This window comes from Enterococcus sp. AZ156, assembly GCF_051714165.1.
GTDB classification, from domain to species: domain Bacteria; phylum Bacillota; class Bacilli; order Lactobacillales; family Enterococcaceae; genus Enterococcus_B; species Enterococcus_B pernyi.
Genome location: NZ_JBIORI010000001.1, coordinates 238,863 through 254,852, shown reverse-complemented (window position 1 = coordinate 254,852; position 15,990 = coordinate 238,863). Strand labels below are relative to the sequence as shown.

General features: G+C 40.0%; 15 protein-coding genes and 1 other annotated feature. Of the genes, 6 read left to right on the top strand and 9 right to left on the bottom strand.

The window, feature by feature from the left end:
- Positions 1-9: 9 nt before the first annotated feature.
- On the bottom strand, positions 10-534 hold the full coding sequence (infC, locus tag IGJ95_RS01230; protein ID WP_010736567.1) for a translation initiation factor IF-3: 525 nt from the start codon (positions 532-534) through the stop codon (positions 10-12).
- A gap of 43 nt (positions 535-577) precedes the next feature.
- Positions 578-707, bottom strand: a sequence feature (ribosomal protein L20 leader region).
- A 498-nt stretch (positions 708-1,205) separates the two neighbouring features.
- Here infC and IGJ95_RS01225 point away from each other — a divergent pair.
- On the top strand, positions 1,206-2,576 hold the full coding sequence (locus tag IGJ95_RS01225; RefSeq protein WP_153829959.1) for a lytic polysaccharide monooxygenase: 1,371 nt from the start codon (positions 1,206-1,208) through the stop codon (positions 2,574-2,576).
- Positions 2,577-3,347: 771 nt separating this feature from the next.
- Positions 3,348-4,745 (top strand): lytic polysaccharide monooxygenase, encoded by a 1,398-nt coding sequence (locus IGJ95_RS01220; protein ID WP_023518967.1) that lies wholly within the window; start codon positions 3,348-3,350, stop codon positions 4,743-4,745.
- Positions 4,746-4,876: 131 nt separating this feature from the next.
- On the opposite strand, the gene IGJ95_RS01215 is transcribed toward IGJ95_RS01220, so the two are convergent.
- On the bottom strand, positions 4,877-5,533 hold the full coding sequence (locus tag IGJ95_RS01215) for a deoxynucleoside kinase (RefSeq protein WP_153829960.1): 657 nt from the start codon (positions 5,531-5,533) through the stop codon (positions 4,877-4,879).
- Positions 5,534-5,829: 296 nt separating this feature from the next.
- Between IGJ95_RS01215 and mvk the strand changes: the two genes are divergently transcribed.
- From mvk to fni, 4 genes are read left to right on the top strand one after another with little or no spacing between them, the layout of a single operon-like run.
- Positions 5,830-6,777 (top strand): mevalonate kinase, encoded by a 948-nt coding sequence (gene mvk / locus IGJ95_RS01210; RefSeq protein WP_010736572.1) that lies wholly within the window; start codon positions 5,830-5,832, stop codon positions 6,775-6,777.
- A complete protein-coding gene (gene mvaD / locus IGJ95_RS01205; RefSeq protein ID WP_438761256.1) occupies positions 6,770-7,747 on the top strand; it encodes a diphosphomevalonate decarboxylase in 978 nt (325 codons plus the stop codon). Before mvk ends, mvaD begins: the two co-directional genes overlap by 8 nt.
- Positions 7,748-7,759: 12 nt before the next feature.
- The gene (locus IGJ95_RS01200; RefSeq protein ID WP_438761254.1) at positions 7,760-8,845 is read left to right on the top strand and encodes a phosphomevalonate kinase; all 1,086 of its coding nucleotides are present in this window, start codon (positions 7,760-7,762) and stop codon (positions 8,843-8,845) included.
- On the top strand, positions 8,842-9,885 hold the full coding sequence (gene fni / locus IGJ95_RS01195) for a type 2 isopentenyl-diphosphate Delta-isomerase (protein ID WP_114543023.1): 1,044 nt from the start codon (positions 8,842-8,844) through the stop codon (positions 9,883-9,885). Before IGJ95_RS01200 ends, fni begins: the two co-directional genes overlap by 4 nt.
- Before the next feature lie 41 nt (positions 9,886-9,926).
- On the opposite strand, the gene IGJ95_RS01190 is transcribed toward fni, so the two are convergent.
- The 7 genes from IGJ95_RS01190 to IGJ95_RS01160 all read right to left on the bottom strand — a co-directional run bounded on the left by IGJ95_RS01190 (position 9,927) and on the right by IGJ95_RS01160 (position 15,981).
- Positions 9,927-10,730, bottom strand: a complete 804-nt coding sequence (locus IGJ95_RS01190; RefSeq protein ID WP_010736576.1) for a gluconate 5-dehydrogenase — start codon at positions 10,728-10,730, stop codon at positions 9,927-9,929.
- A gap of 15 nt (positions 10,731-10,745) precedes the next feature.
- Positions 10,746-11,588, bottom strand: a complete 843-nt coding sequence (gene kduI / locus IGJ95_RS01185; protein WP_010736577.1) for a 5-dehydro-4-deoxy-D-glucuronate isomerase — start codon at positions 11,586-11,588, stop codon at positions 10,746-10,748.
- Between the two features lie 16 nt (positions 11,589-11,604).
- Positions 11,605-12,612: a sugar kinase gene (locus tag IGJ95_RS01180; protein WP_153829961.1), complete on the bottom strand. Its 1,008-nt coding sequence runs from the start codon at positions 12,610-12,612 to the stop codon at positions 11,605-11,607.
- A 6-nt stretch (positions 12,613-12,618) separates the two neighbouring features.
- Entirely contained in the window at positions 12,619-13,263 is a 645-nt protein-coding gene (locus tag IGJ95_RS01175; protein ID WP_041684164.1) for a bifunctional 4-hydroxy-2-oxoglutarate aldolase/2-dehydro-3-deoxy-phosphogluconate aldolase, read from the bottom strand.
- 93 nt (positions 13,264-13,356) lie between these two features.
- Positions 13,357-14,118, bottom strand: coding sequence for an IclR family transcriptional regulator (locus IGJ95_RS01170; protein WP_010736580.1), 762 nt, complete (start codon positions 14,116-14,118; stop codon positions 13,357-13,359).
- Between the two features lie 51 nt (positions 14,119-14,169).
- The gene (locus IGJ95_RS01165) at positions 14,170-15,081 is read right to left on the bottom strand and encodes an AraC family transcriptional regulator (protein ID WP_023518961.1); all 912 of its coding nucleotides are present in this window, start codon (positions 15,079-15,081) and stop codon (positions 14,170-14,172) included.
- Positions 15,082-15,138: 57 nt separating this feature from the next.
- Positions 15,139-15,981, bottom strand: coding sequence for a sugar phosphate isomerase/epimerase family protein (locus IGJ95_RS01160; RefSeq protein ID WP_114543705.1), 843 nt, complete (start codon positions 15,979-15,981; stop codon positions 15,139-15,141).
- Positions 15,982-15,990 lie beyond the last annotated feature (9 nt).

The window sequence follows — 15,990 nt, the reverse complement described above, 5'->3', positions numbered from 1 at the left end:
TCATTCAAATTACTTACTGTCGTTTTTCGGTGCCAGCGTCAAGAACATGCTGCGTCCGTCCATTTTCGCTTTTTGTTCCACTGTTGCAATATCAGCAGTTTCTTCAGCTAAGCGATCCAAGACTTTTTGACCAATTTCTTTGTGGGTAATGGCACGGCCTTTGAAACGGATAGAAGCTTTCACTTTATCGCCTTTCTCTAAGAACTTACGTGCATTACGAAGTTTTGTATTGAAGTCATTCAAATCAATCGTTGGACTTAAACGAACTTCTTTTACATTGATCACTTTTTGTTTTTTACGCGCTTCGCGGTCTTTCTTTTGTTGCTCGAAACGGTATTTTCCGTAGTCCATGATTCGCGCTACTGGTGGTTTCGCACCTGGAGCAACTAACACAAGATCCAAGTTTGATTGTTCTGCAATTTGCAATGCTTCTGCTTTTGACTTAACTCCTAATTGCTCACCATCTGAACCGATCAATCGTAATTCACGTGCACGAATGCCGTCGTTAACCATCATATCCTTTGCTATGGTCATTCACCTCCAAATATTATGAGAGAAAGAAAAGCTTACCGAATGAACGGCAATAAAAAAACGAGTTCTTTTGATAGAACCCGCACGTACTCCACCTATACTACATATAGATGAAAACTATCTAGCCCAGTGACTGTATCAACTAAGGCGAGAAGCGGGTGCTTCTGCTTTTATTTCTCAACTTAATTATCATACCAAATCTATTTCTTTTTGTCAATCATTTCTTCACTTTTTTCTATTTAATCGTAGCAGTTCTTCTTCTCATACAGCTCAGCAATTAGATATTTTTGTTACTTCCCTTATCACCAATCGAATCTGTCACCCTTCTGCTACTACCTCATTTACGTTTTATATAATTTCACTTCTTTTATTTTAAGATAACTAAAATAGAATCTGAACAAAATCATTCAATTCTTAATCCCAAGAAATATTTTTTTATAAAAAAATGTTCTCATTTTCCAAATATGGTACCTAAACCCTTAAAAAATCAACGTTATAACAAATCATACTATTTATGTTTCTATCATTTTTTTACCTACACATCGGTATAAACTGATTCGTAACTATTCATTTTATTTGATAATCTTAATTCAAGATAACGCAAAAGAGAGATAATTACGAAATTCATTTTTTATTATGTGTTATCTAAATCTTATTTACATATGGAGGAAAAAATGAAAAAACAAATTTTTGGTACAGTTTTATGCTCGGGGATTTTATTTGGAGCAAGCTTAACGATTGGGGAACAAGACGCTTCTGCTCACGGTTATGTCGAATCACCGATCAGTCGTGCGTATCAAGGACACTTAGACCGTAATGTTAATTTATCCGCTGCAGCAGCAAAATATGGTCCAGTGATTTATGAACCACAATCATTAGAAACTGCTAAAGGCTTCCCAGCAGCTGGCCCTGCTGACGGACGCATCGCTTCTGCAAATGGTGCAGTTGGAGGAAGCTTCTTACTAGATAACCAAACAGAAACGATGTGGACAAAACAAAACTTAGATACTGGTGTGAATACATTCAGATGGCGTTATACACAATCTCACCGTACCACTAAATGGCATTATTATATTACTAAAGTAGGTTGGAACCCAAATGAGCCCTTAAAACGTAGCGATTTGGAATTATTAGCAACTATCGATCATCACGGGGCACAAGCTTCGACTAATCCATCGCATTCAGTGAATATACCAAAGGATCGGCTTGGTTACCATGTCGTTCTAGCTGTTTGGGATATCCATGATACAGGCGCTGCATTCTATCAAGTAGTCGACGTCAACTTGAAAGGTGATTCAGCAATTCCAGTAGCACCAACAGCACCACAAAACGTTCGTGCGACGAATGTGACTTCTTCAACTGTCCAATTAGCTTGGAACAGCCAAGCGAATACTGCCTCTTACAACGTTTACCGTGATGGCGTATTGCTTGGAAACACAACAACACCAGATTTCAGTGATACAAACTTAACTGCGGATACATCTTATAATTATGAAATCGAAGCAGTTGGACAAACTGGCTTAGTCTCTGCTAAAACAGCTTTGACAGTAAAAACTACAACAGAAAATACACAAGAAAAACCAACTACACCAACTCACTTACACTCGATGGGTCAAACAAGTTCAAGTGTTTCATTGATGTGGGGCGCTTCTACTCATTCAAAAGGAATCAAACAATACAACATCTACCGTAACAATCAATTGATTGGTTCAACAAAAGAAACAGAATACGAAGTGTCTGGATTAGCTGCAAACACTGCCTACTCATTCGTGGTTCGCGCAGTCAGCAATACGGATGAACTATCTGATGCAAGCAATGCGTTATCTATTACGACAGATCGCGATGACAATGGCGGCGACGGTGGCGGTGAAGTCACTCCAGGACGTCAATGGACAGTAGGAAGCTTATTCGCACCGGTTTCTTATACAGCAGGTGAAGAAGTTGTTCACAACGGTGTGACATATATTACTTGGCAATCTCACTTGAACTATGGTGATACAAACTGGGCGCCAGGAATTGCTCATGCTTTATTCTATCCTAAATAAAATAAACCTTATCAACGTAATTAAAACGATAATATAGAAAACATTCCACGTAAACAAAACCCTATAAAAATGAGGCTAGAACAACTTTCTTTGCCTCAAAAATAAGCCAGCACCTGTAACATTCGAGACGAATATTACAGGTGCTATTTTTTTCACAGCGCTTATCCATTATCACAGATTGCAAAATACATTCCCTCCCACTTCGTATCCCGTTCCTTCTATAAATAGATAAAATAGATAGAATTGCTTGAGAGGTGGTATTTAGTCCTCTCGAAACTCTTGAATCCAAATAAACGATATTCTAATTTGACTTTTTTCGATAATAAGACCGAACGCTCCTATCACAATCTCAGACCAAAAAATTGATGGTCAAATCCATAAAAAAGGAATAAAACAGCCAATAAAAAGATATATTTTAAAAATAAGCAAACGTTAAAAATAACTATAAACACTATTTCAACCTTTCTCAATTAGAATCAAATTTTATCTTTTTATTTTTTCTCTGTTATTTATTATGCAAAATAAATAACTAATAACAAATAAAAAAGACAACAAAAACGCCTTTAAAACAATATTTATTCATGTTTTGGATAAAAATACCATCATTTGAAGTCAAGACCCAATTTTACCTAATGTTCGGTATAAACAGATTATTCAATAGTGCAATTCTCTGATAATATTAAATACAGATAACAACGAGGCACATCGAACGAGTCATACTCATCGACCTTATTAGTTATCTAAAATATCATTTTATCTATGGAGGGAAACATGAAAAAACAAATTTTAGCAACAGTTCTATGCTCTAGCGTTTTATTAGGAGTAGGTTTATCTATCGGAGGACAAGACGCTTCAGCTCACGGTTATGTGCAGTCACCGATCAGTCGTTCATACCAAGGTTCCTTAGACCGTAATGTGAACCATAATGCAGCATTAGCAAAATACGGTCCAGTGATTTATGAACCACAATCATTAGAAGCATTAAAAGGTTTTCCGCAAGCTGGCCCTGCTGACGGACGCATCGCTTCTGCAAACGGTGCTGTTGGAAACAACTTCAACTTAGACCGTCAAACTTCGACCATGTGGACAAAACAAGATTTGAACACAGGTCCTAATACATTTACTTGGCGTTATACCGCGACTCACCCTACAACTAAATGGCATTACTATATCACAAAAGCAGATTGGAATCCAAACGATCAATTAGATCGTAGCGATTTTGAATTGTTAACAACGATCAACCATGGTGGGGCTCAAGCTTCAACAAATCCATCACACTTAGTGAACATCCCTAATGACCGTCTTGGTTACCATGTTGTTCTAGCTGTTTGGGATGTAGATGATACAGCAATGGCATTCTACCAAGTAATCGATGTGAACTTGAAAGGTGATTCAGCAATTCCAGTAGCACCAACAGCACCACGTAACGTTCGTACTACTAATGTAACTTCTTCAACAACTCAATTGACTTGGGATGGACAAGCAAATGCTTCATCATTCAACGTTTACCGTGATGGTCAATTATTAGGAAACACAGCTTCACCAGATTTCAGCGATCAAAACCTAACTGCAGAAACTACATATAAATATGAAATCGAAGCAGTTGGACAAACAGGGCTAGTTTCTGAAAGAACAGCTTTATCTGTTACAACTTTATCTGAAACTACAGAAGAAAAACCAACTGCACCTAGCCACTTACACTCAATGGGTCAGACAAGTTCTAGCGTTTCATTGATGTGGGGAGCTTCTACTCACTCAAAAGGAATCAAAGAATACGAAATCTTGCGTGATGGCCAAGTAATTGGTTCAACAACTGAAACTGTTTTTGAAGTAGAAGGCTTAAAAGCTGAGACACAATACTCATTTGTAGTACGCGCAATCAGCAATGAAGGCGATGTTTCAGATGCAAGTAACACATTAACAATCACAACTGATCGCGATGAAAATGGCGGCGGTGACGAAAATGGTGGCGATGGCGGAAACGGCGGCGGTGAAGTCGTTACTGGACGTCAATGGACAGTAGGTAGCTTCTTCTCACCTGTTTCTTATACAGCCGGTGAAGAAGTTGTCCACAATGGTGTGACTTATATTACTTGGCAGTCTCACTTGAACTACGGTGATACAAACTGGGCACCAGGCATTGCTCACTCATTATTCTACCCTAAATAAATCAACTCACTACCCTTTATTCTACTAAACAACGATTCAAATAAGCAAGAGGCAATCACTCATTTGTGGTTGCCTCTTTTTTGTGATTTTTTATTCGGACAATTCAAAGTTCCACTTAAGTCAGAACATTTTTATATGCTGATTTCTTCACGGATCTCCATTAGTTTTTCTTCAATCATTTGTAACACTTGTACTCTAGCTGCTTCATCTTCCACAAAGTTCAAACAGTCACCGTCGATTTGGATCTTAGGACTTTCATCGTAAGCTTCATACCATTCATCATAACGGCGATTCAATTCTTGATAATACTCATAGAGACTAGGGTCAAAAGAAAGTTGTTCATATGCCCGCCCTCTTTTTTCGATCCGTTCTAACATGGTTGAAAAAGATACGCGAATATGAACCAATAGATCGGGATGTTTTTTCGATGCCGCATAGGGCAATTCTTCCATCATGTTCGCCAATAATTCATCGTAGACTTGGACTTCTGTCGCTGTCGCTCGACCAAGATCTGCATTTAAATGAAATAATAATGAATCTTCATAGATCGAACGATCTAACACATTGTTATCCTCTTGCATCGCTTGCTTGATACTTGCAAATCGCTTATTCAAAAAATAAATTTGCAATAAAAACGCATATTGTTCAGGGTTTGCATAAAACAAAGGCAATACTTCGTTGTCATCGATTGATTCGTAAAATGCCTGACTCTTAAAATGATCAGCAATCATTTTTGTTAAGCTTGATTTCCCTGCTCCTATCGTTCCTGCTAAAACAATCACACTCATTTCCCTCCAACTCACTTCTCCCACTAAATACAGTGTTTTTTTCTCATGTTTCTAAATATAACCCCAATATCTTGTGGTGTCAAACGAAATCGACAAGATTCTTTCCTATGAAAAATCAAAATTTTATTAAGAAAATCACGTTTTTTGTCGAGAAATCGTATTCTTTATTTTACTTCTTGACTGGTTTTAGTAAAATAAAGAAGGACTGTTTTTTTGGACAAACATTGCGCACATAGTAATAGGCGCTTTATTTTTTGTTAAAAAGCTACTCTTAGAGGAAAAGAAGGAGTTGTATTATGGCAATTCATGGCCAAGGGGAATCGAGTGGAAAACTGATTTTAATGGGTGAGCATGCTGTCGTTTACGGCGAGCCTGCCATTGCCTTTCCGTTTTATGCAACAAAAGTAACAGCTACACTTGAAGCACTCCAATCATTCAATAAAGATCAACTTATTTCTTCCTACTATATAGGAAATTTACATGATGCACCACATGCGTTGAATAATATCAAACAGCTGATTGCTGGTCTGAAAACTCACTACCATGTGCAAGACACCTTGCGTTTAACGATTGAAAGCACCATCCCTGCAGAACGTGGAATGGGTTCCAGTGCAGCCGTAGCTACTGCGATCACACGAGCTTTTTATTCCGCCTATGAGTTGCCATTATCACGAGAACAATTATTGGCGCATGTGCAAGTTTCTGAAAAAATCGCACATGGAAACCCCAGTGGAATCGATGCTGCCGCAACAAGTGGATTCGAACCGATTTATTTTACAAAAGGCCATCCTTTTGATTATTTTGCGTTGAATATCGATGCTTTCTTGATTGTCGCTGATACGGGAATCAAAGGACAAACACGTGCAGCAGTGAAAGATGTCGCACACCTTTTTGAGAAAGATGCGCAGAAAACTGGACAAAAAATCCAACAACTAGGATACTTGACGAAACAAGCTAAAAAAGCAATTATCGACAATTCGCCAGAAAAGTTAGCTGAAGCAATGAATGATGCCCAGCGCATTCTAAAAAGTTTGACGATCAGTAATGACTTTTTAGATACTCTGATTGCTACCGCACGTGCTGCTGGCGCTTTAGGAGCAAAATTGACCGGTGGCGGACGTGGTGGATGTATGATTGCCTTAGCACAAACAAAAACAGAAGCTCAAGAAATCAGCCACGCACTAATACAAGCAGGCGCAGCTGAAACTTGGATTCAAGGATTAGGAGTACATACCTATGCTTAGTGGTAAAGCCCGTGCTTATACAAATATCGCCTTGATCAAATATTGGGGCAAAAAAAATGAAGAATTGATTCTTCCGATGAACAACAGTTTATCTCTCACTCTCGATGCTTTCTACACGGAAACCGAAGTGATTTTTTCAGATTCGTTCACAGACGATCTGTTCTATTTAGATCATGAATTACAAACAGAAGCAGCCACCAAAAAAGTCAGTCGCTTCCTTGATCTTGTACGCATACAAGCGAATACAAATAAACGCGCAAAAGTGATCAGCCATAACTTTGTTCCAACAGCCGCAGGGTTAGCTTCCTCTGCAAGCGGTCTAGCTGCGTTAGCCGGCGCCTGTAATGAAGCCCTAGGACTAGAATTGGATAAACAATCCCTGTCCAGACTAGCTCGTCGCGGCTCTGGCTCTGCTTGTCGTAGTATTTTTGGTGGCTTCGTGGAATGGGAAAAAGGGCATGATGACCAAACTTCATATGCGCAACAAATCCCTTCTAATGGATTTGAAGACGAACTCGCCATGGTATTTGTATTGATCAATGATCAACAAAAAGATGTATCTAGTCGTGATGGAATGCGCCGAACAGTGAAAACTTCACATTTTTATCAAGGGTGGCTTGATTCAGTCGAAACAGATCTACGGGAGCTGAAACAAGCAATCGCTGAAAAATCGTTCCAAAAAATGGGCGAAATCATGGAGCGAAATGGGTTAAAAATGCACGGCACCACGTTAGCGGCTAATCCACCCTTCACCTACTGGTCTCCAGATAGTCTGAAGGCGATGCAAACGGTTCGTGAACTACGTGCTTCAGGCATTCCTTGCTATTTCACGATGGATGCAGGCCCAAACATCAAAGTATTAGTTGAAAAGAAAAATCAAACGGCTGTTCAAGCAAAATTCATTGAATTATTTAGTCGTCAACAAGTGATTCTTGCTCATGCTGGGCAAGGAATCACGATTATTGAATAAAGGGAGATTGTTATGGTTGAAGTATCTGCACCTGGAAAACTTTATATCGCTGGAGAATACGCAGTTGTCGAAACGGGGCATCCTGCAATCATCGTGGCAATCGATCAATTCGTCACAGTAACAGTGAAAGCTGCTCGGAAAGTCGGGAGTATCCAATCTGCACAATATAGCGAAATGCCTGTGCGTTGGACAAGACGAAAAGGCGAACTCATTCTAGATATCCGTGAAAACCCGTTCCATTATATCCTTGCTGCTATACGTTTAACTGAGAAATATGCACAGGAAAAAAACATTCTTCTTTCATTTTATGACTTGAAGGTAACCAGTGAATTAGATAGCTCAAATGGTAGGAAGTATGGACTAGGTTCTAGTGGCGCAGTAGCGGTAGCGACTGTACGAGCATTGAACCAATTTTATGCACTGAATTTATCTCAGCTTGAGATTTTTAAAATTGCAGCCTTAGCTAATCTAGCTGTCCAAGACAATGGTTCTTGTGGTGATATTGCGGCTAGCTGTTATGGTGGTTGGATCGCCTTCTCCACTTTTGACCACCAATGGCTCAAAGAACAAGAATCAAGTAAAACGATCAGTGAATTATTAGCGCTCGATTGGCCTGGTTTATCTATTGAATCCTTACACACTCCGGAAGATCTCCGTTTATTGATTGGTTGGACTGGTAGTCCTGCCTCTACTTCCGACTTAGTGGACCAAGTACATCGCTCTCGTGAAGATAAAATGGCGACGTATCAACAATTCCTTGAAGATAGTACGCTTTGCGTCAACACGATGATCCAAGGTTTTAAAGAAAACGACGTTGCTTTGATCCAAGAAATGATTCGTAAAAATCGTGAATTATTGCGTGATCTGTCTGCCATCACTGGCGTGTTGATTGAAACACCAGCATTAAATAAACTGTGTTGTTTAGCTGAACAATTTGAAGGCGCGGCGAAATCTTCTGGCGCTGGCGGTGGGGATTGTGGCATCGTGATCGTGGACCAAAAATCAGGTATCCTTCCACTGATGAGTGCTTGGGAAGAAGCTGAAATCACCCCGCTTCCATTACATGTCTACCATCAACAGAAAGAGGACAAGTTATGAATCGAAAAGATGAACATGTATCATTAGCTAAAGCATTTCACAACAAACAAATAAATGAATTTGACTTCGTTCGACTTGTCCATCATCCACTTCCACAAAGCAAGGTCGATGAAGTGTCTTTGAAGACAGAAGTTGCAGGTTTTACGCTTTCTAGTCCTTTCTATATCAATGCCATGACTGGCGGTAGTGAAAAAACAAAAAAGATCAATCATGACCTTGCACAGATTGCTAAAAGTGCTGGGTTGATGATTGCTACCGGTTCTGTCAGCGCCGCCTTGAAAGATCCTTCCTTGGCAGATTCTTATACGGTGATGCGAGATGTCTATCCTGAAGGGAAGATTTTAGCGAATGTCGGTGCTGGTACTTCTGTCGCACGTGCCCAAGAAGCTGTAGCACTCTTCCAAGCGGATGCGTTACAGATCCATTTAAATGCACCACAAGAATTAGTCATGCCTGAAGGGGATCGCGATTTTTCGCAGTGGAAAGAACTGATCTCAGAAATCCAACAAACTCTTGATGTGCCAGTGATCGTAAAAGAAGTGGGCTTTGGGATGACGAGGGAGACCATCATTGAACTGTCTGAACTAGGTATCAAGACGATTGACGTCAGTGGACGCAGCGGAACAAGCTTCACACAAATCGAAAATGCTCGTCGTAAAAAACGTGAATTGGCTTATTTGACGGATTGGGGGCAATCTACTGTGTCCTCCTTACTTGAAGCGAACGAAGCAAATACAGCCGCCGAAATCATTGCTTCGGGTGGCATACGAAATGCTTATGATATCTTTAAAGCATTGTGTCTTGGTGCGAACGCTGTAGGGATTTCCGGAACGATCTTGACGCACTACATGACACACGGGATCGAGGAGACGATTGCTCTTATGGCACAGTGGCAAGAAGAACTACGAATGCTCTATGCTATGGTCGGTGCAACAAAAACAAGTGATTTAACCAAACAATCCTTGATTTTTTCTGGCCCGGTCAAAGAATGGTGCGAAGCCAGAGACATCCCATTATCAAAATATGGTCGGCGCAAATAAAAATGACGAGTGCATACGATGCACTCGTCATTCTTTGTTTATTATGGTTGTTTTCCGATATAAGCTAAGATACCGCCATCTACATACAAGATATGTCCGTTAACAAAATCAGACGCACTTGATGCTAAGAAGACAGATGGTCCAGCTAAGTCGATTGGATCACCCCAACGAGCGGCTGGTGTACGGCCAACGATAAATTGGTCAAATGGATGACGCTCCCCGTTTTCTTGTGTTTCTCTTAATGGCGCTGTTTGCGGCGTCGCGATATAGCCAGGTCCGATCCCATTACATTGAATGTTGTACTGACCATATTCTGAAGCAATGTTTTTCGTCAACATTTTTAATCCGCCTTTAGCAGCAGCATAGGCACTTACTGTCTCACGGCCAAGTTCACTCATCATTGAACAAATATTGATGATTTTCCCGCCACCTTTTTCAATCATATCTGGGATGACTGCTTTCGACATGATAAATGGTGCGTTCAAGTCTACGTCGATGACTTGACGGAAATCCGCCACATCCATTTCGATCATTGGTGTACGTTTGATGATGCCTGCATTGTTGACCAAAATATCGATTGGACCAACTTCTGATTTGATTTGTTTGACCATTGCTTGTACTGCTGACTCATCCGTCACATCACAAACATAGCCTTTTGCTTCAATACCAATTTCTTTGTAGTTGGCAATCCCTTCATCTACTGATTCCTGAGTTAAATTATTGAAGACGATCGTTGCTCCAGCTTCTGCTAATGAGCGAGCAATCTCAAAACCGATTCCGTATACCGCACCGGTGATTAAAGCGACTTTATTGTCTAAGCGAAACATATCCATATTGAATGACATTTTTATCTTCCTTTCCTATTTCAATTGATCCATTGATACCATATCCATATCTGTATAGGTGATATTTTCACCACACATTGCCCAGATAAACGAATAATTGCTTGTGCCAACACCTGAGTGGATCGACCAACTTGGCGAAATCACGGCTTGTTCATTATCTACGACTAAATGTTTGGTTTCATCTGGTTTACCCATCATATGGAACACACGTGTATCTTCATTTGCATAATCAAAGTAAACATAAGCTTCCATGCGACGTTCATGTGTGTGACAAGGCATCGTGTTCCATGAACTACCCGGTTCTAAAATGGTATAACCCATCTGTAATTGACAGCTTTCACAAACGTTTGGATGGATATATTGGTAGATTTTGCGCTCATTCAATGTGACGCCTTCGCCTGTTTCCATGGGTTTCACTTGATCGATGCTGATTTTTACATTTGGATATTTGTGATGTGCTGGCACAGAACTGATGTAAAATTTTGCAGGGTTTTCTGGATCTACCGAGGAGAAAACTACATGCTCCGTTTCTTTACCGATGTAATACCCATCTTGTTTCTTCATTTCTTCTTTTTCACCGTCGATTCCAATGAATCCGGGTCCGCCGATGTTGATCACACCAAGCTCGCGACGTTCTAGGAAATAAGTAACACCTAGTTCTTTATCTAGTTTGATTTCTAATGGATGAGTTGTTGGTGTTACACCGCCGAAGATCATACGATCATTGTGCGTATAAGTAAGACTGATTTTCCCTGGAACAAATACTTTCTCTACCAAAAATTCATTTCTCAATTGTTCTGTTGAATAATGACGGATATCCTCTGGGCTATGTGTATAACGTGTTTCCATTTCTTGCATGTTGATAGACTCTCCTTTATCGAATGATTTTTCCAGAACCGCTAGTGATAAAACTAGCAACTTCTGCTTGATTGAATTGGTTGCAATCTCCATGAATCGTGTGTTTCAACGCAGAGGCTGCTGTCGCAAAATCAATAATTGCTTGTGGTTGCATCTCTTCTAAAATTCCATGAAGCAATCCCCCAGCAAACGCATCTCCTCCACCCACACGATCAACGATCGAAGTGACTTGATGAAGCGGCGATTCGAAATAGCTATCCTTCATCCACAAGGTACCTTGTAGATCATTTTCACTCGCTGAATGCACCGTACGTTTGGTTGAGTAAAACGTTTGGATGTTGGGAAATCTTTCTTGCATTTTTTCGTAATAATAAATAAGTGGATTTACTGTCGTTTCAGGTGCTTTTGCTATCCCTAACAAATAAAGCGCATCCATCTCACCCGCTGAACAAATATCAACGAGTGGTAATAATTGTTCTAACACTTTACCCGCTTCTTGTTGTGTCCACAGCTTGCCCCGATAATTGATATCAAAACTGATTTGACAACCTGCTTGTTTGGCTGCTTCCATAAGTTCTTTTGTCAGCCATCGCCAATTTTCTGATAATGCCGGTGTGATTCCTGAAACATGGAATAGATCGACTCCCTTAAAACAGTCCTCTAGTGACCATTCCAAGCGATCCATCACCGCGAAACTGGAACCAGCACGATCATAAATGACTGAAGCCGCACGTTCACCGATCCCTGTTTCCATATAATATGTGCCAAGCCGAGGTCCGCCTTTCAGCAGTAGGCTAGTATCTACCCCATAGCTTCGTAAGTGTTTTTCGACTGCCAGACCCAGTGAATGTTCTGGGACTTTTGACATGAACGAAACCGTATGTCCATAATTTGCTAATGAGATCGCGACATTCGCTTCCCCACCGCCATAATGCGCACAAAAATGATCACTGTCTTGTAACCGTTGTCCCTGTTCTGTCGACAAGCGTAGCATGATTTCTCCGAGTGTCACGACTCTTCCCATCAGCGGTTACCTCGTAATTTCTTTCATTTTTGCCGCATATTGTTGTGCGACTTTTGTCACTTCCTCAAAATCTCCATGAGCTGCTGGAGCCAACAAGTTCCCACCAACACCAACAGTGATCACGCCTGCCTCAAACCATTCTTGCATGTTTTCTAAACTGACCCCACCAGTAGGCATGATATTGACATGGGGCATCGGCGCTTTGAATGCAGAGATGATACTTGGACCGAAAGCACTTCCAGGAAATAGTTTGACGATGTCTACGCCACTTTTTAGCGCTGTTTTGATTTCATCGATCGTCATACATCCTGGTAAATAAGGGATTTGGTATAAATTGCATAGTTCTGCGGTTTCCTGATCAAAACAGGGGCTGACGATATACTCAGCACCTGCTAAAATCGCTAAACGCGCAGTAATAGCATCCAACACTGTCCCTGCACCGATCACCACATCCTGTTGGTCTTTGTAGGTTTCTACTAGTTCTTTAATTACTCGATCTGCTTGTGGCACGGTGAAAGTCAACTCAATGCCAGTTAGTCCGCCTTTGATAATCGCGTGACAAGCATTCAGTGCTTCTTCATTTGTTGCTCCTCGTACGACTGCAATAACTCCCGCTTGTTTCAAACGAGATAAGATATCCATTTTTTTCATCTTCCCACCCATTTCTTATTTGGAAATTATAGTTTACAATAAAGAAATTTACATCTCCATTATACGGCAGGAATAAAAAAATGCAAACGCTTTTTAGCTTTTTTCAAAAGTTTTTTCGATTTCTTCTTTCGTTTGCAGGATCGTTTGAATGATTTGAGCCTTGCTTTCTTCACTTAATCGGTATTTCGGCATACTGACACTAAACGCTCCAACCACCTGGTTCTCATGAACTAAAGAGGTACCGATGCAAAAAATGTCTTTTTCGACTTCTTCATCATCGAAGGCGATTTTTGTTTGTTTAACTTGCTGGATCTCTTTTTTTAGTTTTAAAGAATTGGTAATTGTATATTCAGTGAAGGGGACCAGAGGACATTGTTCGATATACTGTTGATATTGCTCTTCCGTAAAATGCGCCAAGACGGCTTTCCCCATTGCTGAACTATATAAAGGTCTCGTGATACCGATTTTTGAAGACATGCGGATCGTTTGATTTTTAGGGTCCAACTTATTGACATAGAGAATCTCGTTGTTGTCTAAAATACCTAGATGAATGGTTTCATCAATTGTTTGTTGTAGTTTTTCCAAAAATGGCAAAGTACGTTCAACTAGATCGATTTGATCGATATTTTTGTTTGCATATCGGACCAGTTTCCCACCTAAACGATAATTTTTTTCTTGATTTTTATTTACATAACCAATCATGGATAACGTATCTAAAATTTTTAATGCAGTAGATGACGTCATGTCGATACCTTTTGCAATTTCTTGTAATGAAGCATCTGGATGCTCTGCTAGATAATCTAAAATATGCGAAGCTTTGATTAAAACGGTCCCATAAGGTTTTTTATTTTCCATATTCCACTCTCCTATTTCTATATAGGAAATTATATCGGAAAGAACGATAATTTAAAAGGGATCTTTGTTTTCTTCTTCATAATGCGTATAATGAACAAACGCTCCTGCCAGATCTTTTTTCAAAAATTCTTTGGGAGTTACGCCAAATTCGGTTTTGAATGCGCGTAAATAGTGAGGATAAGAAGCGAAACCACATTTACTATAAACGGAACTTGAGTTGCCGTACTCTCTTAATAGTTGTTTTGAATAAAGTAGTTTTTTCTTCATCACGTATTGATGAAAGGTAAAACCAGTATGTTTTTTGAATTCGCGAGTCACGTGATATTTACTGATGAAAAATTCTTTTTCCATTTGTTTGAGTGAGAGGGGTTCACTCAAATTCTCTGCGACAAATTGGAGCATTTTTTCTAACCGTTCATTTGGTACAGTGAAATTTTCTTCCGAAATATGTTCTTCGATCTGTACCATACGGTTGAGAAAAATCAAATATTCGACTAGCGCTTGTTCATAACGAATATCTGCACCATAATCTTTTCGATCCAACGTTTGGTCGATAAAAGAAAGTTTTTCTTTTAGTACTTGTGGTTCAATATGTAATATCCGGCTTCGGCGTTCACCAATCGGCCAAAAACAGGCGGATAGATTGGACCACTTGGTGGAACGACTCTCTAAGAATGCAGGGGTGATAAACATGTAGACACGCTCGAATACATCAGTTGATTGACGAACGATCCGATGCAGATCTCTTGAATGGATCAATAAAACATTTCCTGATTGGATCGTAAACTGACGACCATCTAAATAAAAAATGGCTTCTCCTTCCAAAGTGGCATGGATCTCATAGAAATCATGATGATGATAGACCGTTTTATTTTGACTAACGATATCTTTCACGTGATAAATCTCATATTGATCAGAAATCATCGTATTGACTTCTTTTCCATTGATGTGTTTTTTCTCCATGCCTATCTCCCCTTTCGCATTGCTCAATAATGAGCAAATGCACATTCCTGCGTTTTCTTATCCAGTAACGTGACTCAGTATCGAGACAGCGTGCTTTAGCGCATCGTCTTTTGTTTCTTCTAAAACGATATAAAGATACGGACGATGCTCCTGCGCGATTGTTACGATGGCTTCGTAATCAATCAGTCCCGTACCTAAATCAGCCGGGATAATCTTCCCTTCATCAGAAACGAGGTAGTCTTTTAGATGTAATCCGCAAATTTTTTCTCCAAAACGTTCAAAGGCTTCTTCAACTAATCCAACTTGTTGGTGATGATTTTCTGCAGTGATCAAATTCGTTGGATCTAAAATGATACCCAGATAATCCGAATCGATTGTTTCAATTAACTCTGCTACGCGATCAAGCGAATACAAAGGATGATTCAACCCTGGTTCGATACCGACCATCATTCGATATTTTTCGCCAGCTCGCACTAACTGGCGAATCGCTTCAACGATTTGTGAAAAGGCCTCCTCCGAAAAGTTCTTCTCTGTATAACCTGCTTCACTCACGCTCCCCGTCTCGGTTGCGACCATCGTCGCCCCGAAGCTTGCAGCATATTGGAGATATCTTTCAAATTGACGAAGCACCGTTTCACGAACAAATAGATCAGGATGGATCATGTTGATATAACAGCTTAAGATACCGACACTTATGCCTTCTTTTGCGAGAATATTTTTCATATATTGCCCCATTCCAGCATTGATGGCTTGTCCATCTGATGGAAGTGTAGGAAATGAACGACTTAATGCCAATTGTAGCGTAGAAATTTTTTGTTGACTCACTTTTTTTGCTAAATCATCCACGGTTTGTACATGGCTCAAGTCATGCCCTCTGGCGACTAGGTTTAATTTCATCATGGTTTCTCC